This window comes from Pseudoalteromonas sp. S3178 (assembly GCF_005886985.1).
GTDB lineage: Bacteria > Pseudomonadota > Gammaproteobacteria > Enterobacterales > Alteromonadaceae > Pseudoalteromonas > Pseudoalteromonas carrageenovora.
In genome coordinates this window covers 13,499-31,033 of record NZ_PNCW01000008.1, presented here as the reverse complement: position 1 = coordinate 31,033, position 17,535 = coordinate 13,499, and the positions used below count along the sequence as shown (strand labels likewise).

At 38.6% G+C, this 17,535-nt stretch carries 14 protein-coding genes; 6 read left to right on the top strand and 8 right to left on the bottom strand.

The genetic code is table 11. The features are described from left to right. Positions 1–65 precede the first annotated feature (65 nt). The 3 genes from acs (at position 66) to CWC11_RS01935 (ending at position 4,541) form a co-directional block, all read left to right on the top strand. Positions 66–2,006, top strand: a complete 1,941-nt coding sequence (acs, locus tag CWC11_RS01945; RefSeq protein WP_138681372.1) for an acetate--CoA ligase — start codon at positions 66–68, stop codon at positions 2,004–2,006. Between the two features lie 104 nt (positions 2,007–2,110). After that, positions 2,111–2,761, top strand: coding sequence for a response regulator transcription factor (locus CWC11_RS01940; RefSeq protein ID WP_138681371.1), 651 nt, complete (start codon positions 2,111–2,113; stop codon positions 2,759–2,761). 187 nt (positions 2,762–2,948) lie between these two features. Continuing rightward, entirely contained in the window at positions 2,949–4,541 is a 1,593-nt protein-coding gene (locus CWC11_RS01935) for an AbgT family transporter (protein ID WP_138681370.1), read from the top strand. An 85-nt stretch (positions 4,542–4,626) separates the two neighbouring features. Here CWC11_RS01935 and purU read toward each other — a convergent pair whose 3' ends face one another. Further along, entirely contained in the window at positions 4,627–5,457 is an 831-nt protein-coding gene (purU, locus tag CWC11_RS01930) for a formyltetrahydrofolate deformylase (protein ID WP_138681369.1), read from the bottom strand. A gap of 179 nt (positions 5,458–5,636) precedes the next feature. Next, complete coding sequence (locus CWC11_RS01925; RefSeq protein ID WP_138681368.1) at positions 5,637–7,517, bottom strand: hypothetical protein; 1,881 nt, start codon at positions 7,515–7,517, stop codon at positions 5,637–5,639. Between the two features lie 310 nt (positions 7,518–7,827). Here CWC11_RS01925 and CWC11_RS01920 point away from each other — a divergent pair, with 310 nt between their 5' ends. From CWC11_RS01920 to CWC11_RS01910, 3 genes are all read left to right on the top strand, one after another. Then, positions 7,828–8,805, top strand: coding sequence for a DNA topoisomerase IB (locus tag CWC11_RS01920; RefSeq protein ID WP_138681367.1), 978 nt, complete (start codon positions 7,828–7,830; stop codon positions 8,803–8,805). Between the two features lie 210 nt (positions 8,806–9,015). Further along, positions 9,016–10,341 (top strand): L,D-transpeptidase family protein, encoded by a 1,326-nt coding sequence (locus CWC11_RS01915; protein ID WP_138681366.1) that lies wholly within the window; start codon positions 9,016–9,018, stop codon positions 10,339–10,341. An 11-nt stretch (positions 10,342–10,352) separates the two neighbouring features. After that, the gene (locus CWC11_RS01910; RefSeq protein ID WP_138681365.1) at positions 10,353–11,354 is read left to right on the top strand and encodes a D-Ala-D-Ala carboxypeptidase family metallohydrolase; all 1,002 of its coding nucleotides are present in this window, start codon (positions 10,353–10,355) and stop codon (positions 11,352–11,354) included. Between the two features lie 127 nt (positions 11,355–11,481). On the opposite strand, the gene CWC11_RS01905 is transcribed toward CWC11_RS01910, so the two are convergent. The 6 genes from CWC11_RS01905 to CWC11_RS01880 form a co-directional block, all read right to left on the bottom strand. Continuing rightward, entirely contained in the window at positions 11,482–11,784 is a 303-nt protein-coding gene (locus CWC11_RS01905; protein ID WP_138681364.1) for a hypothetical protein, read from the bottom strand. Between the two features lie 95 nt (positions 11,785–11,879). After that, positions 11,880–13,244 carry an exopolysaccharide Pel transporter PelG gene (gene pelG, locus CWC11_RS01900; protein WP_058547232.1) on the bottom strand — a complete coding sequence of 455 codons (1,365 nt, stop codon included), beginning with the start codon at positions 13,242–13,244 and terminating at the stop codon, positions 11,880–11,882. After that, complete coding sequence (gene pelF / locus CWC11_RS01895; RefSeq protein ID WP_138681363.1) at positions 13,232–14,749, bottom strand: GT4 family glycosyltransferase PelF; 1,518 nt, start codon at positions 14,747–14,749, stop codon at positions 13,232–13,234. Before pelF ends, pelG begins: the two co-directional genes overlap by 13 nt. Beyond that, the gene (locus CWC11_RS01890; RefSeq protein WP_138681362.1) at positions 14,739–15,725 is read right to left on the bottom strand and encodes a HEAT repeat domain-containing protein; all 987 of its coding nucleotides are present in this window, start codon (positions 15,723–15,725) and stop codon (positions 14,739–14,741) included. Before CWC11_RS01890 ends, pelF begins: the two co-directional genes overlap by 11 nt. Beyond that, the gene (locus CWC11_RS01885; RefSeq protein ID WP_138681361.1) at positions 15,722–17,020 is read right to left on the bottom strand and encodes a PelD GGDEF domain-containing protein; all 1,299 of its coding nucleotides are present in this window, start codon (positions 17,018–17,020) and stop codon (positions 15,722–15,724) included. Before CWC11_RS01885 ends, CWC11_RS01890 begins: the two co-directional genes overlap by 4 nt. Beyond that, the gene (locus CWC11_RS01880) at positions 17,017–17,532 is read right to left on the bottom strand and encodes a protein PelC (RefSeq protein WP_138681360.1); all 516 of its coding nucleotides are present in this window, start codon (positions 17,530–17,532) and stop codon (positions 17,017–17,019) included. The genes CWC11_RS01885 and CWC11_RS01880 overlap by 4 nt, the downstream gene beginning before the upstream one ends. Positions 17,533–17,535 lie beyond the last annotated feature (3 nt).

Sequence of the window (17,535 nt, the reverse complement as noted above, 5' to 3'; positions counted from 1 at the left end):
TAATAAAGCACTGCTGAGTAATCCTTGATAAGAGCCTAAGGCAAGCAATTTTAATGGAGACGAAGATGTCACAAAGTATCTATCCAGTTCCGGCGCATATTAAAGATGCGACTCTTGTTGATAAAAATAAATATAATACGCTTTATAAGCAATCTATTGATGACCCTGAAGGTTTTTGGGGTGAGCATGGCAAACGCCTCGATTGGTCTACTCCTTATACTAAAGTTAAAAACACCTCTTTTGATAAAGGCCACATAAGCATTAAATGGTATGAAGATGGCTATTTAAATGCGTCTTACAACTGTATTGACCGCCACTTAAAAACTAAAGCAGACAAAGTTGCGCTTATTTGGGAAGGGGATAACCCCAATGAAAGCGAAAATATTACTTACCAACAATTACACGATGAAGTGGCTAAATTTGCTAATGGCCTTAAAAAGCTAGGTGTACAAAAAGGCGATCGTGTTGCTATTTATATGCCTATGACTCCTCAGGCTGTTTATGCAATGCAAGCGTGTGCACGAATTGGTGCAATTCATTCTGTTGTATTTGGTGGCTTTTCACCATCGGCTATAGCTGACCGTATTAAAGATTCGGGCGCTAAAGTAGTGATCACCTCAGATGAAGGCCGACGCGCGGGGAATTGCGTGCCGCTAAAAGCTAATGTTGATGAAGCGGTATCGCAAGACTCAGTAACCACAATTGAGCACGTTATTGTGCATCAATTAACGGGCGGTGAAGTTGATTGGAATGACCATGATATTTGGTGGCACGATTTAGTCGCTGATTTACCAGCGCAGTGCGAACCAGAGCCTATGAACGCTGAAGATCCTTTATTTATATTGTATACATCAGGTTCTACGGGTCAGCCTAAAGGCGTTGTACATACCACTGGCGGCTATTTAGTTTATTCATCAATGACTCATGAGTATGTATTTGACTTACAAGAGGATGATGTTTACTGGTGTAGTGCCGACGTTGGCTGGATCACAGGGCACAGCTACATTGCATATGGTCCATTAGTGAATGGGTGTACCCAAGTATTATTTGAAGGCGTACCAACATACCCAACAGCTGGTCGTATGGGCGAAGTAGTTGATAAACACAACGTTACTATTTTATATACCGCTCCAACAGCCATTCGTGCCTTAATGGCTAAAGGCGATGAGCCGATTGAGTCTTCACATCGTGATAGCTTACGTATTTTAGGATCGGTTGGTGAGCCAATAAACCCAGAAGCGTGGACATGGTATTACGAGCAAATTGGTAAATCGAATTGTCCAATTGTAGATACGTGGTGGCAAACAGAAACGGGTGGCATTATGATCACGCCATTACCTGGTGCGACTGATACTAAACCGGGTTCTGCTACACATCCATTTTTTGGTATCGCTCCGGCCTTATTTGATGCAGAAGGCAATACACTAGAAGGTGCTGTTGACGGTAATTTAGTTATATTAGATAGCTGGCCTTCACAAGCGCGAACTGTTTATGGCGATCATGAACGTTTTGAGCAAACCTACTTTAGTGCATACCCAGGTGTTTATTTTACAGGTGATGGTTGTCGCCGCGATGAAGATGGTTATTACTGGATCACAGGTCGAGTAGACGACGTACTTAATGTTTCGGGACATCGATTAGGCACTGCTGAGATAGAAAGCGCGCTAGTTGCTCACGAAGCCGTAGCAGAAGCCGCTGTTGTTGGTTACCCACATGATATTAAAGGCCAAGGTATTTACGTATACATTACGCCTAATGAAGGTGTAACCGTTAGTGATGAGCTAACTAAAGAAGTACGAAACTGGGTTCGTAAAGAGCTTAGCCCTATTGCATCGCCAGATATGATTCAGTGGTCGCCAGGTTTACCTAAAACACGTTCAGGTAAGATTATGCGCCGAATTTTACGTAAAATCGCAGCAAATGAGCATCAACAGTTAGGTGACACGTCAACGCTTGCTGATCCATCTGTAGTGGATGAACTAATCGAGAACAGATTAAATCGTTAAATGCGCGTTAAAAACTTGATTACAAGTTGATTCTAAACGTAGTATATCGGCTGTCAGTTAGGATTTTATACCTGGTTGGCGGCCGAATTTATTAGGAGTGAACCATGAGTCAGTTTTTAATAGCGGATGATCATCCGTTATTTCGCGAAGCACTAAAGGGCGCATTGAGCGCAAAGTTTGAAGGTTTAGAGGTTTTTGAATCGTCAGATTTTGACAGCACACTGCAAGTGTTAAGCGAGCAAGAGGATCTTGATATATTACTGCTAGACCTTCACATGCCAGGTAATGGTGATTTATATGGTCTTATTCGTATTAGAGAAGATTATCCGAGCTTACCCATTGCAGTAGTTTCAGGTAGTGAAGACGTTAATATAGTCTCAAAAGTAATGGGCTATGGCGCTATGGGGTTTATTCCTAAATCGTCATCATCTGATGATATTGCCAGCGCAATAAACCAAATACTTGAAGGCGATACATGGCTACCAAAAGAGCTTAAAAATAAAGTAGCTGAAATTGAAGGTGAAGATAGAGAAATTGCAGCGCAAGTTGCTTCACTTACACCACAGCAATACCGAGTGCTTCAATATTTACACGAGGGCTTGCTTAATAAACAAATAGCCTACGAACTACACATATCCGAAGCGACAGTAAAAGCACACATTACAGCCATATTCAGAAAACTTGGCGTATACAACCGCACACAAGCCGTTTTAATTGCTGCCAAGCTTCAGCTTGAGCCAATAGAGCAAGCATAACAAACTGTATTATAAAAAAGAGCCTTTTTGCCAATTGTATTTTTAAAATAGTAAATTAAAAATTGGCAAAAAGGCTCTGTTTAATCTTCTTTATTTAAACCTTCTCACAAGCTATTCACCTTTTATACATGAACTCACATACAAAAAATGCTAGGTTACTGCAATTTTGTAACTTCAAGAGCAGGGTATGACAGACTCCACACACTCACCAAGTAATGATCCAAACAACAATGGGCTATTTAATCGATTTTTAGCCACTGTTGAATTTTTAGGCAACATGCTGCCACATCCGATTACTTTATTTGCAATATTTGCAGTCGCAATTGTTGTATTTAGTGGTATTGCTGATTGGTATGGACTTAGCGCAATTGATCCACGACCAGAAGGTGCGACAGGGCGTGATCCGGATGGTGTTATTGAGGTGGTTAGCTTATTGAGCGCTGAGGGGTTACAGCGGATCATGACTGGGCTTGTTACCAACTTCACCGGCTTTGCGCCGCTTGGTACTGTGCTTGTTGCATTACTCGGTGTGAGTGTTGCTGAGCATTCAGGCTTATTGTCTGCCGCTATGCGAGGCATGGTAATGGGCGCATCTAAACGTTTAGTGACATTTATGGTGGTATTTGCCGCTATTATGTCAAACACGGCAGCTGAGCTAGGGTATGTTGTACTGATCCCCCTCGCAGCTATGATCTTTCATAGTTTAGGGCGTCATCCTTTAGCCGGTTTGGCTGCTGCGTTTGCGGGTGTTTCAGGTGGATATAGCGCAAACCTATTATTAGGCACCATAGATCCATTATTAGCGGGCATTACAACACCCGCTGCGCAAATGATTGATCCAACCTATGTTGTGGGCGCTGAGGCTAACTGGTACTTCATGATGATATCGGTATTTCTAATTGCGATATTAGGAACTTTTGTAACCGAAAAAATAGTAGAGCCACGCTTAGGTAAGTATAACCCAGATGACGCGAGTATCGATTTATCGCAAAACAGCATTGATAAACTGACTAAACAAGAGAAGTCAGGTTTAAAATGGGCTGGCATTTCTTTATTGGTTGTTTCGTTATTACTTGCTTGGACTATTATTCCAGATGATGGCATTTTACGAAATCAAGATACCGGAGAGGTAGCGGGTTCACCCTTTTTAAAAGGGATTGTGGTTATTATTTTTGTGACATTCAGTATCCCTGGTTTTGTATATGGCCGTGTTGTTGGCACCATGAAAAACGATAAAGATGTAATAAATGCCATGAATAAGAGTATGAGCTCAATGGGGCTATATATTGTACTTGTATTTTTTGCAGCGCAGTTTGTTGCCTTTTTCAAATGGACTAACTTAGGTACTATTTTAGCTATTAATGGTGCCGCATTATTACAAGCGCTCAACCTAACAGGCCCCGAAGTATTTATATTGTTTATTTTAATGTGTGCCTTGGTTAATTTAAGCTTAGGCTCATCCTCAGCACAGTGGGCTATTACCGCTCCAATATTTGTGCCTATGCTAATGTTAATTGGCTATGCACCAGAGACAATACAAGCGGCTTATCGTATAGGTGATTCAGTAACTAACTTAATAACGCCGATGATGAGTTATTTTGGTCTCATATTGGCTGTTGCAGTTAAATATAAAAAAGATATGGGAATAGGCACTTTAGTCGCAACTATGCTTCCGTACAGTATGGTGTTTTTTGTAGGCTGGGTTATTTTGTTTTATGTTTGGGTGTTTTTATTGGGAATGCCAGTCGGGCCAGAGTCACCCACATATTACACGCCTTAAATAATTAGTGTATACGTGAAGTAATCAAACTCAGATTAAGTACTAAAAAGCCAGCTAAGCTGGCTTTTTTAATAATTACTAATATTTAGCTAAACACCACGGTTTTATTACCATTAATAAATAGCTTATGCTCAGAGGCAAGTTGCAGGGCTTTACTAAATACCGTTTTCTCTACGTCTTTACCCATTTTAGCCATCATTTCGGCAGTGTTAGCGTGTGTTACGCTAGTTACGTCTTGCAAAATAATAGGCCCTTCATCCAGCTCATTATTTACAAAATGAGCCGTAGCGCCAATAATTTTTACGCCGCGCTCAAATGCTTGATGATAAGGTTTTGCGCCAATAAATGCAGGCAAAAATGAATGATGAATATTAATGATTTTATTTTCAAAACGGCCAACAAACTCAGGGCTTAAAATACGCATGTATTTAGCTAGGCCAATAATATCTGGGTTGTAAGAGGCAATTAAATCACCTACTTGTATATCGTGCTCTGCGCGGGTTAAACCAACATGCGATACAACATGAAAAGGTACATCAAAGCCTTTAGCTAATGGTTCTAAATCGGGATAGTTAGCTATTACTGCTAATACTTCAATATTTAATGCTTGCTCAAATTGCTTAAGCAACACAGTGCCCAAACAGTGCGCCTCTTTAGTGGCGAGTAAAACGACTTTTGTTTTAGCGCCATTGTGTAGTGCAAGCTGTGCGCCTTCTGGCAATAAGGCTTGTAGCTTATCTAAAAAGTCGCTTTGTGGCTCACCAGTTAGCTCTGTACGCATAAAAAAGCGTTTAGCGTCTTTATCTACAAATTCGTTATTACGTGTAATATTTAAATTGTGTTCATGACACAGGCCTGTAATTTTGGCTATTAAGCCTACATCATCGGCACATTGGGTGGTTAGTATGTAACTCATTTTCCTCATTCTACCCTGTGGTTAATACGTTATTATTTGGGTTTTAGCGTATAAAGCAAGAGCTTTGTGCACTAATACAGTATTAATCATGTTGTTGAGTAAAAAAGAGGTAATAAAGTTAATTGAAGCATAAAAAAATGCCACCTTATTTACAAGGTGGCATTATTTGTAACGTTTACTTAGGCTTTAGGTTTGTCAGATAAATTTTCTTTTTTTCTAAGGTAAAACGCAGCTTCCTCGTCAGTGATAGCTTGCTGAGTAGGCATCGCACGGGTTTGTTGGTTTAGCTGATGTATCTGCGACGCGTTACCTAAATCGCGTTCACTCGTAATTGATGCAATAGACTCGCGGTCTTTCAAAAACGCAATTAAGTCGTTTTTGATAGCCTGCAATTGGCCTTCGTCTTTATGCATTTCCATAATATGGCGAGGATGCTCTAGGTTTTTCATACCTGTTGCTGCAAATGTTGTAGAAATAACACGAGATACAATAATCCAAGGCGTTATACTACTGCGCACTAATGTATTTACAGAGCTAGTACTGTCGTGAATACCTGTACCCGTTGAAATTTTAGATTCGGTAAATGTACCTTCGCATTTAAAGTACACAAGTAATGACTCAAATTGCATTTCAGCAAAAAATAGGTGTGCACTATTAATAAGTAATTGAGCAAATGCTTTTATAAGTATACCTATTAGTAAAAAGTGAAAACTTGTCATAAGTAGTTCACTAAATTGAATAATGTGCTGGTTATTAAATGCTTGTTCAATGGTGCTTATGTTTGCCGCATCAACATAGTGGTAAATATTAATAAGCGAGTATGCTAAAAGTACAGTAAACGTTAGCGCCACTATATATAGTAAGTTACCACTTAATAGAGCTAATAAACGAGTAAGTGAAAAGCTTTTACCTAAATCCATAGGGTGTAATTTAGGTTGAATCTCTTGGATCATTTCACCTTTAAAGCCACCTTTACCTTCTATTTGTTCTTGTAATTTAGGGTCTAATTCGCGGTAAACCCTGTTAGGCACTTCTTTATATCGGCGATTAGCCATTACTAAGTTATCAAGGTTTATAAATATTTCTTCTGGATGAACAGACTCCTGCCAATTCTCACGAAGCTCTGATACTTCAGCAGTAGGCGTTACCGAATTTAAACGTGCTTTTATCATTACAAAAACAAGTGCACAGCTAAGAATAGCCAATACAATAATAGCCACTAAATATAGGCCTGCATGTAAGCTAGGTAACTGTTCTAGCCAGTTATCAATTTGCACTTTACTTATATGCTGCTCTTGCATTAACCACGACATAGAAAGGCCAATAACAATAGGTAAAATAAACGACAAAGAAATAATTTTAGCAAGTGCGCCAGTACCTAAAGCTTCGATATTTTTTTCTGCATTACGTGAAATAGGTTTGCCTGAAGAGCGCCAAGAAAAAAGCACATAAAACATTAATATGGCACTGTATATAGGAAAGGCTAATTCGCCAGCTTCACCAGTAAAACCTGATAAAGATACGAATGCTACAAGTGCATAAGCAATAAGTGCAACAAGCGTGCTTACCCATGAGCCAAATAAACGCTGAGCAATATTACGAATAGGATAAGGTAAAAATAAAAGCTTAGGGATTAGGCTGTGTAACAAGCGAGATAAAAAGCCGTTGGGCTCTTTAAATGTACTATTTTTACGACCAACTAGCATTTCTTCAAGAGATTGAGCTGAATAGGCTACCTCTTTTTTCTCTTCTTGTGCGGTTGAGCTTTCTGATTTACTGAAATTATAAGCTAACGACGTTGGGTGGTTTCTGCCAACAAAGTACTTGAGGGTTGCGTATATACCCGATGATAATGAGCGAATGCCAAGCGCTAATATAAGCATGCCAAATATCATTAAAATCCAACCTGCGGTTGCATCCTCTTTTACAGAGCCTGCTGCAATCACAAGTAAACTCACACCAGCAATAGACTCAATAAGCCCTCTTAATGCTGTAACTTTACCTTCAAGCTTGAAGGGGTTTTTTAGTCCAAGATCAATCGATCCATAATCAAAAGCCATTGAATTCTCCATTTAAACAGCACCCCACTTGCGGGGGACAAAGTGTAATTAATCTGAACTTAGGATAATAAATCTATCTCAAGTAGTTATTTTTAGCGCTGAGTGCATCAAGTTTAATCGTAATAGACTCGCTGCTGGCGCGTAAGTTCTACCTACTTTTACAAAAACCTAAATAGAATTATTAATATATTAAGTCGTTATAGTTGTTGTTAGTTTTTATTATATATCAATAATCTTGTTCAGTTTGAGGTTATTTTAAAGTGATACATTTTATATTTAGAAACATGCTTTAAATATAATTGGAGGGTAAATGAAGCTAATTTATGTAGATGATAATTTGCCAGGGATCACGCGTAAACTTAAACACAAAAGTTGGCTTTACTTCGATCCAATAGGTAAGCAAATAAAAGAGCAAAATGTGATTGATCGTTTAAATGGATTGGCATTTCCGCCTGCCTATAAAAACGCTTGGTTTTGCCCAGAAGAAAACGGACATATTTTAGCGACAGGGTTTGATAGTAAAGGGCGAAAACAATACCGCTATCACCCTGAATTTAGAGCGCAACAAGAGGCTAAAAAATATCAAGCATGTGGAGTGTTTGGTAATAAACTTCCTTTGTTAAGAGCACGTTTAGAAACAGACTTACAAGGCGATGAGCTTAATATTGAACGTACTTTAGCGGCAGTTGTAAGGCTTATGGATTTAGGTGCACTGAGGGTAGGTAATGAACGTAACGTAAAGCAAAATAAAAGTTTTGGTGCTACAACATTACGCACACGCCATGCAAAGCTCACGGGAAAAAATATTCAGCTAAAGTATCGGGCTAAATCAGGCAAGGAGCGTGAAGTAAATATAACCGATAGAGTGCTTAGCCATGTAATAAAGGACCTACAAGATTTACCCGGCCAGCATTTGTTTCAGTATATAAATGAAGGTGAGCGCACCAATGTTACATCAAGTGAAATAAATCAATACATTCAGCAAATAATGGGTGAGGATTTTAGTGCAAAACATTTTAGAACTTGGCGAGCAAGCGTGATTGCATTCAAACAATTAGCTAAAGCCAAAGGAGCGCTTACTTTAAAAAACATGCTTGATAGTGTCTCCCAGCAACTTGGTAATACCCCAGCCATAGCACGTAAATCGTATGTGCATCCTGATTTAATTACGCTGTGCAAAGAAGATGAAGATATTCAAACTGCGTGGAGAGAGTCTCTCTCATTACCACGAAAAACGAAGTACTTGAGTCGTTATGAACGTGGTTTTTTAGCTTTTTTAAACGATTAATTGCCATAGCAACTTTACACACTTAAGCATATTAATTACATATCCACTAATCTAATTTATTAACGTTTTAAATGTGAATTTTTAAAAAGTCATTAAATTTCAAATGTTTATTTTTAAAATTTAATTTGGCATTACCGTTGCACCTCCAGTGTACTACTTAGTGGCAAGTACAAAAGCATTTATCAACGATATTTAGCGAGGAGGTACACAGTGAAGGGGTCATTTTCAAATCAAGCGTTTACTAAAGCAAAGCGTTTTACTTTAAAAACTGCATTGTTTATTAGCATGAGCGGATTATGCTCAGCACCCACTCTTGCTGCAAATGAGCTTGAGAGTGTGGTGCTTGCTAACTCTTCACTAACTACTTACAACTCACAAAAGTACATGCAAGCTGATGACAGCTATTACTTTGACCAATATTCAGCCCAGTTAATTGAGCGTACAGAAAAAGCGATTAATTGGTATCAAGAAATAGTTAACAACGGTGGTTTTACACACTTATATAACGACGAATTACTTGAACTAGGCAGTAATAGTAAAGAGGTGAGCTTACTTGCACAGCGTTTATATCAAGAGCGTGACTTAAAAAGTAATGCTTGCGACGAAACCATATGCATGTTCGATAAAGATATAGAACAAGCTGTAAAACAATTTCAAAGTCGCCACGGTTTAAAAGTTGATGGCCGAGTAGGTAAGCGCACCTTTGCAACGCTTAACATTCCCGCAAAAGAAAAACTCGATAAATTAAAACTTAACTTTTATAGAATAACTAACTTTGCTGGCGCAAGTGATGAGCAATATGTGTATGTAAATATCCCAGAATACAGCTTACGATTTGTAAAAACTGGCGATGTAAAATTAAAAAATAACGTAATTGTAGGTAAACCAAGTTGGGAAACGCCTGCATTTAGCGACGAAATAGAAAAGTTTGTAGTTAACCCTGAGTGGCGTATACCCACCTCAATCGCTACCAAAGAAATTGCTCCAAAGGTCGCCGAGGATCCTGATTACCTTGTAAAAAATAATATTGAAATTAGAAAAAACAGCTACCTAGACTCACAAACTGTTAATCCTAGCCATATTGATTGGGATTCTATAAAGCCGTACCAATTTGATCACTTTTTAGTAAAACGTGCTGGTGAAGAAAACCCTCTAGGAGAAGTTAAGTACTTATTCCCTAACGCTGAAGCAATTTATGTTCACGATACACCAGCTAAGCAGCGTTTTAGCCAATCAAATCGCGCTTTATCGCATGGCTGTATAAGGATAGAAGAACCCTTTTCGTTAGCGCGTGAGATTATTAAGCACGAAGGTGAGACACAAACCCTCAGTCATATCGATAGCGCTCGTGACCAAAATAGTACTCAAACGTTTCATTTAGATGAGCCTCTTCCTATTCATTTAGTTTATTGGACTGCATGGGTTGATGAAAATAAGCTGGTTAACTTTAGAGATGATATTTATCAACGTGATAAAAAAGCACTTTTAAACAATAATAAACAATCGGTAATTGCTGCTTTGTTAAAAAATAAATAATGAGAGGGTTTATGCAATTTATTCATTATATTTCTATCGCTATATTCACACTTATATTTAGCAGCAGTGTATCTGCAGAAGCGCCTGTAAAAGCTGTGCACCAAGTGGTTGATATAAAAAATAAAGCTAACTTTGAAGATGCAGAATTTAGTTTGAAAATTAACGATATAGTTATGCCGTACTCAGTGTTTTCGGTATTTGTAATGCCTCAAGAGGAGGTTGAGTTTGAAGTGCTTTTTGCCCAGTCAAAAAATGCTTACACACTAATTAATACTCAAGGGAACTCGAAGCTTACAGACACCAACCGTTGGCAATGGCAAGCACCCAAAGAGCCTGGTTTAACAACGGTAATTATTGAGTCGCCCGATAAAAAACAGCGTATGAAAATCAACGTTTTTGTAAAAGTACCCGCAAGCAACGTTGAAGGAGGAAAGCTCAAGTATTACCACATTGGCCACTACCCTAAACCTTCACAAATTAAAGACACTTCACACTACATAGTGCCAGATGGCTTTGTGAAGGTGACGCCTGAAAATGAAAACGTAAAAATTTCACCTCATTTTTCACTTAAAGAGTTTGTTAGTAAGCAGCGAAGTAAGCACCCAAAGTATTTATTTTTACAAAATAAGTTACTACTTAAACTAGAAAAAATACGTAAAGAACTCATTTTAGAAGGCATACCTGTTAGTAACATGGTGGTTATGAGCGGTTATAGAACCCCGTACTACAACAAATCAATTGGCAATGTAAAACTCAGTCGACATGTATTTGGCGATGCTGCCGATATTTTTATAGATAATGATGATAACTACCGTATGGATGACATAAATAACGACGGTAAGCATTCAATAGGAGATGCTAAAGCGATGGCCGATATAGTTGAGTCGTTAGCTAGACGAGAGTCATTTAAAGGTTTACTAGGTGGTTTAGGTATTTATGGGTCTAAGTCGCACAGAGGCGCATTTATTCATGTTGATACACGTGGTTTTAAAGCGCGCTGGGTGAGTAAGTAATTGCAGCTTCTACACCGCTTAGCGCATAGCTAAATTATTAAATCGTATATTCGATAAATTAACGGTGCTAGGTAAAGGGAGCTTTCTTGGCTTTTAACGCTCTTTATTTTAGCAGCATTCTATACGTTTACTGCGCTAGCCTTTTTTGTTTTAGAGTGAGGCGTTTATGTGAGCTATATACATGTTGTATATCAGTACCCTTAACAAGGTATGCATCAATTTCTACAGACATTAGCGCCGATAATGGTTTTATTTCTAAAGTGCCAATACCGTCAAGGTCTGCAGATAGCAGCGTTTTATTGCTAATAGCAAAAAGCGTTGTATCAAAATCGTGTAAGTGGTTATTTATATATAACTTAATGCCACCAAACCAATAATTAACTACTTTAATTTTGTTTGATTTGATTGCAAATTCAAATGTCTTTCTCATTAAAATCGCCCAATACTGAAGGTGTAAAGCAAAATGCTTATTTTGTAAGAAAAAGCTTTAAATATAAAGGCTGCATAAGCAGCCTTTATATTATGTTATTGCAGCATAAACGTTTCATACTCTAAATCTTCAAATTGTTTAGAAAGCCAAAATAGCCCAACAACAGAGGTAATTATAGTGGCTAACGCAAAGCCATAACCATAAAACTGTGGCCCTAAAGCAATTGAAAGTAAGGTTAAAACTACATTTATAACTAAAAATAATCCAGCCAAAAACAGCACGGTTGAACGTTTATCTAAATAAAATAAAATATTTAAAATAGACAAAAATATAACCTGCACACCTACACCAACTACATCAATAAATAACAGTGTTTTGTAGTTAGGATCAATACCAATAAAGGTAAGTATTTGCTCGCCCCATAACAATAAGCAAGCCACGGTTATGCCTTGAATTTTAAATATGTCGTAAAGCCCAGAGCGAGCAGTTTGGATCATATTATCTTTCAAATAGTAAATTTCTTCTAACGATGAGCCTTCACGAATAGCGGTATAAAAACGGTCGTACTCTTCTACAAAGTCGGTTTCCATTTTTACTAAAAACACCGCCATACCAGGAATGATAGAAAGGTAAGCCAAAAATATAGGTAAGTCGTAAATTGGGCTGGCTCTCAACGTGCCAATAATTTGAATTGATGTGCTAGGAGAGTACCAAAAAATGATCTTATCAGCCCATACGCCAATGTTATAAAATAGCCCACAAAAAAATAAACTGTAATACACCTGTTTGTTATTTAAAAAATCAAAGCTTATAAACTTCTCACCTGGGTATCGACGAATAATCATAAATAAGAAGCTAAAAAAGAGTAAAGCCTCTCCTGCAAAAAAGGCAAAAAACAACCCATCTATTTGCCAGTCTCGTAGTAAAAAAGCCAGTAACACCATAAAGCTGTAACCACTGAGCATAGTAACGAGTATTAGCCTGTACTCTTTCATTCCGGAGAGAAATATAGCGCCTAACCATTGATTACATAAGCTTATAAAAGCGCCTAAAATTATTATTTTAGTGACAACCGGCAAGGGTAATAATGGCCACACAGCTAGTCCTACTAATAGTGCCGCTATAGTGGTTACAAGCTGTGCGCCAAGTAAGTTAGGCAGTACCTTTGCATCTTCTTTTTGAAAAAATAAATCAGCAATAAAGCGAGTTAAGAGCAGCTGTAGTCCACCGGTTAAAATAAGTGATGCTGCCATCATGTAAGTTACAAGCGTTAAAAACTGAATGATCAGTACTTTTGGCAGTACTATTCCTAAACTTAATATACCAATAAGCATTAGCGCTACAATTGAAAGCAGCCAAGGCCCAGAGCCAATTAATCCAGCATAACCATAAGCTTCAAAAACTGAGAGTAGGGTGTTCTTTTTGAGAATTTTACGTATCTCAAAACCTATTCCGGCCATGCCATTGTATCCTTATAAAGTTTATCGTAACGGGCAAACATGTGGCTCTCGTCATAAAATTTTTGCACACGGGCTAAGCCGCTTTGTTGATACTCTGACCACATTTGCTCATTAGTTAGCATGTTTGAAATTTGCAGTGCAGTTTCGCTTGGAGAGGCAATTGAGACTACTTCACCGGCTTTACCAAGAGCTTTGTCTTGTTCGGTACCGCCTTCTATTATTTCACGGCATGAGCCTACATCACTGGCAAGTACCGGGACACCTGCAGCCATTGCTTCTAAAAGTACTAATGGCTGCGCTTCAGAAATAGAGGTAAGCGCTACAATTCCTAGCTTTGGTAAAATTTGAGCTATATCTTGCATACCAGTAAATTTAATGGTGCTTTGTAAGTCTAAACTGCCTACGAGTAGCTGGCACTCTTTGTAATATTGTGGGTCTTCTTCAAAGGGACCTATGATCCAGCCTTCGACATTTGGCAGGCTCGACTGGGCTTCTTTAATAGCACGTATAAAGGTTTTAATGTCTTTTATAGGCACTACGCGACCTATTAATCCTACTACGGGTGGTATTTTGTTAGGTCGCTTTGCTAGAGATTCAACAAAGCGTGAGGTTTTTATACCATTGGGTACAACAAAGGCTTTATTTGGTGTTGCGCCATCTTTTATTTGGCGCTGCCTGTTTCCCTCATAAAGGGAAATGATTTTGTCGGCTTCTTGATACGTTGTACGGCCAATTTGTTCAAAAAAGCTGATCCACATACGGCGTATAAAGCCCATCTCAGTATTTAAGTTTTTTCCTAGGCTTTGCTCAGACTCTTTAATCCAACTGGCTTGAATGAGATCTATTTTTCGCTCTTTGGTATAAATACCATGCTCGGTTAGCAAAAATGGTGTGTTACTTATTACACTGGCGCCAGCACCTAAAATACCTGCATAGCCGGTAGATATAGAATGAATGAGTTTAACGTTAGGGAGCTCGCGTGCAATTTCGGCTATTTTAAATAACGGTTTGTATAAATTACGATACGACCAAAAAAAGTCGATAAAAGAAGATTCATCACAATATTTTAAGTAGTAATTAGCTAGTACTTGCCACGATGATTCGCTGTATAAAAAGTCAGCTTCGTTTATGCCATCTTTTTTAGCTAATGTTTCAAAAGCAAATTTTAGCAGCTCTGTAGGTATAGGCTCGTTGCAGTCTCTAAAGTAGCTTTGTAGTTGCTGCCAGAACTCAAATAGCTCTTTTTTATACTTAACACCATGTTTAGCTTTAATGTCAGTATTGTTATCTTCAACTAAATAATGGACATGTAATTTGGTTACATTTTTAGGCAGTGTATATTGAATTTCGCCATAATGCTCAGGCGCTCCACCAACAAATATCAGTTCAAAATTATAATGAGGAAGCCCTTCAATAATTTGGTGAACCCAGCTAGAAACCCCCCCACGCACGTACGGGTAAGTACCTTCTAAAAGTAGCAATATATCGGCGTTTTTATTGCTCATGCCAGTACTCCTGTAAATGACGTAGCTCGCTACCTTTAGGCTGCATAGGAAGCTCGTTGAGGTAGCGTTTGCAGTCATCAAACTTGTTCATACAAAAAGCAACTTCGGCTTTATAGGGCAATACATGGCGCCTTGCCATACCAAGTTCTGTGGCTTTAACTAAATGCTCATGCGCTTGTTGGTACTGACCAAGCGCAAGGCATATTCGGCCTAAAAATATAAAAGTGGCAGGCATTTGTACTTGCTCAATACTTTGCAGCGCAAGGGCTTGTGCTTTCTCTAGTACGTATTGTTTTAATGCGCCTTGCGCTAAGCCTAAATAGCTTAGCTCCCAGTACAATTGAGCAAGCTGTTTTTGTAAATTACTCAGTTTAGGTTGCTTAGTTGTTTGGGCAATTTCTTGCTGATATAAGCTTATTCTTTCGTTTATTTTAGCTTCTTTACCATCAAGCGTTGAGTAAGCCAATAAGCGAATATCGTCTTCTAAATCTCTAAGGGCTAGTTTTAATATAGGAATGGCTTGTGAATCGCTCATGTGGCGAGCGGCCATTACAGCGCTTAAGCGTTTATTAGGCTCACTGGCATGTTTTAAAATTGCTTTTAAGCCGCCAATTGAGTAGGTAGGTGTTGCTGCGATAGCTCTGGCTTCGAAGGGAAGCTCAGGTATTTTATGCTCTTGTATTTCTATATCGTCATTTTTAAGTGGTTTACAAAGGGCGTACGTAATCGCAAGTACTACACCAATAATTCCTAGTACAGGTAATGTAAATAGCAGTAAAAATAGTAATAAAAACGCGCTAAAAAGTGTGGTTTTATATTTTTTAGGTATAAAAAAATAACTAACAATAGCAAACAACGCGCTCGCTATAGCGTGAAGTGATATTGCCAGCAGCCAATTAGGTTCTTTTAGGACTTCCATTAGTGCAAAGTATTGGCAAATACACCCTAATATAGCGGCCACTATAATTATAATCATGACAGTGAAACCATTCTCTTTATGTCATCTGGGCTTACAGGTAAAGAAACTTGTTGCTCAATAACAATATCGAGCTCAGCTAATGTATTACCCGTACGCTCTTTACACCAGGTGTTCATACGGGCAATAAAGCCTGCTTTTTCAAGTTCATCGGCAAGGGGCATTAATAGCAATAACACTTGGTTTTCATTGTCGTATAAGTAAATGTCTAAACCACGGCGAGCTTCATTTAAATACCCCATAAGTTGGGTCGATTTATCTGAAATACTCATGGCTTTTATTTTGAGCAACTGTGATGGAATGTTGTAACGTTTGGCCTCTTTGTTTGCACGTTTAACTTGGCTAATAAAGTAAGGTGACTCTTCTTTATTCATAACTGGGTTTGTTATTTCATGGCGAAGTAGGTCGCCAATGTGTCCAGCCATTACGGCAAGAAGTGTAAGTGTGGTGTTTTTGAGTGCAAAAAATTGTATTTTTTCGACCAATATAGCGCCATAAATAGTGTTGTTTACATCTATTAAAGGAATAGCAATATGGTACTTGCTTAGGCCTGATGATGCTTTTTCATCTTTTACAGATACAAGTTCTTTTTCTTCAAACATGGCAAGTACAAGCGGATCGTTTGCCACTGGCGTCCCCATTTGGCCAATGCTTGCAAGGGAAGGCTCTAAAATAGTATCGTTTTCTACTTTGTATAAAGCCGCTTTTTCTAGCAAGCCGTACTCTACAAATAAATCGATAATTTTTTGCGCAGCACTGTCCAATCGTCTTTCTTTTAAGTGGCCTATAGAGGTTCTTACTGCTTGCAAAGATTCGCGCAAGCTCAGTGTATGACCTGCTAACATTTGCTCTATTTTATCGTGTGATGAGCTAATTAAATGATATTGGCGAGTAAAGGTTTCTAGTCTGTCAGTAACGTATTCAAGCTCAATACTTTGCTTTTGATTAGTACGCTCCCATACATCTCTAAATTCGCCAGCAATCATAATAACAATAATATAGCCAATCATAGCGTTAATATTAAACCCACTTTGGGCAGATAAAATAGTTACTTTTAGTAATAACAATTGCCCTACCAGCAAGGATAAAATGCTAATAAAACCTTTTGAAAAACCATAGCGCAAAGCAACTAATAATGGGCCAAGTACTGGCCACGAAAAGCCTCCCTCAGTCCAAAAAGGATCTTCGGCGTTAAATAATATAGGCAGCCCTAAAGCAAGCGCGGTAAATATTATTACCTCAGCCCATATTTGTAGCTCAGGAACCTCTCTGGGTCTAAGGAAATGTGTTTTCACTCACTAACCTCTATGTACGAAATTAAATCGGCAATCACATCTTGTGCTGTTGCAGCAATACTATCTCGACCCCAGCCACTTTTAGCTATAGTGCCAGTCCATACAGGGGTTGTTTGTCCATTAACGCTAAGCGATAGGGTGAGTGCTACAACCGGTTCGCCATCAAGGCCTGCTTTATAACGCCACTCTTCAATACTGCCAGATAAAACATAATCGGCTTGTTGAGTGCTTAACCATTGCATTGCATTATCTAAACGGTATTGATCGTCAAGAGGTGGGAGTTCTTTGGTATTAACGCGAGGGGCGCGAATTAATGCCGGTAATTTATTTTGTTGCCAAATGCTTGCTAAAATATCTTCAGCACGCTCACCAGCCAGTGGGGTTTGTGCATGATTTACAAGCGGTAATAAAGCCACAGTAGCACTTGGATTTAGCTCTACATCATCAGCCACTCTGCTGGTGGTACATGCTGATAATAGTAATACCAAACACGGTAAAATTAAACGAAACATACT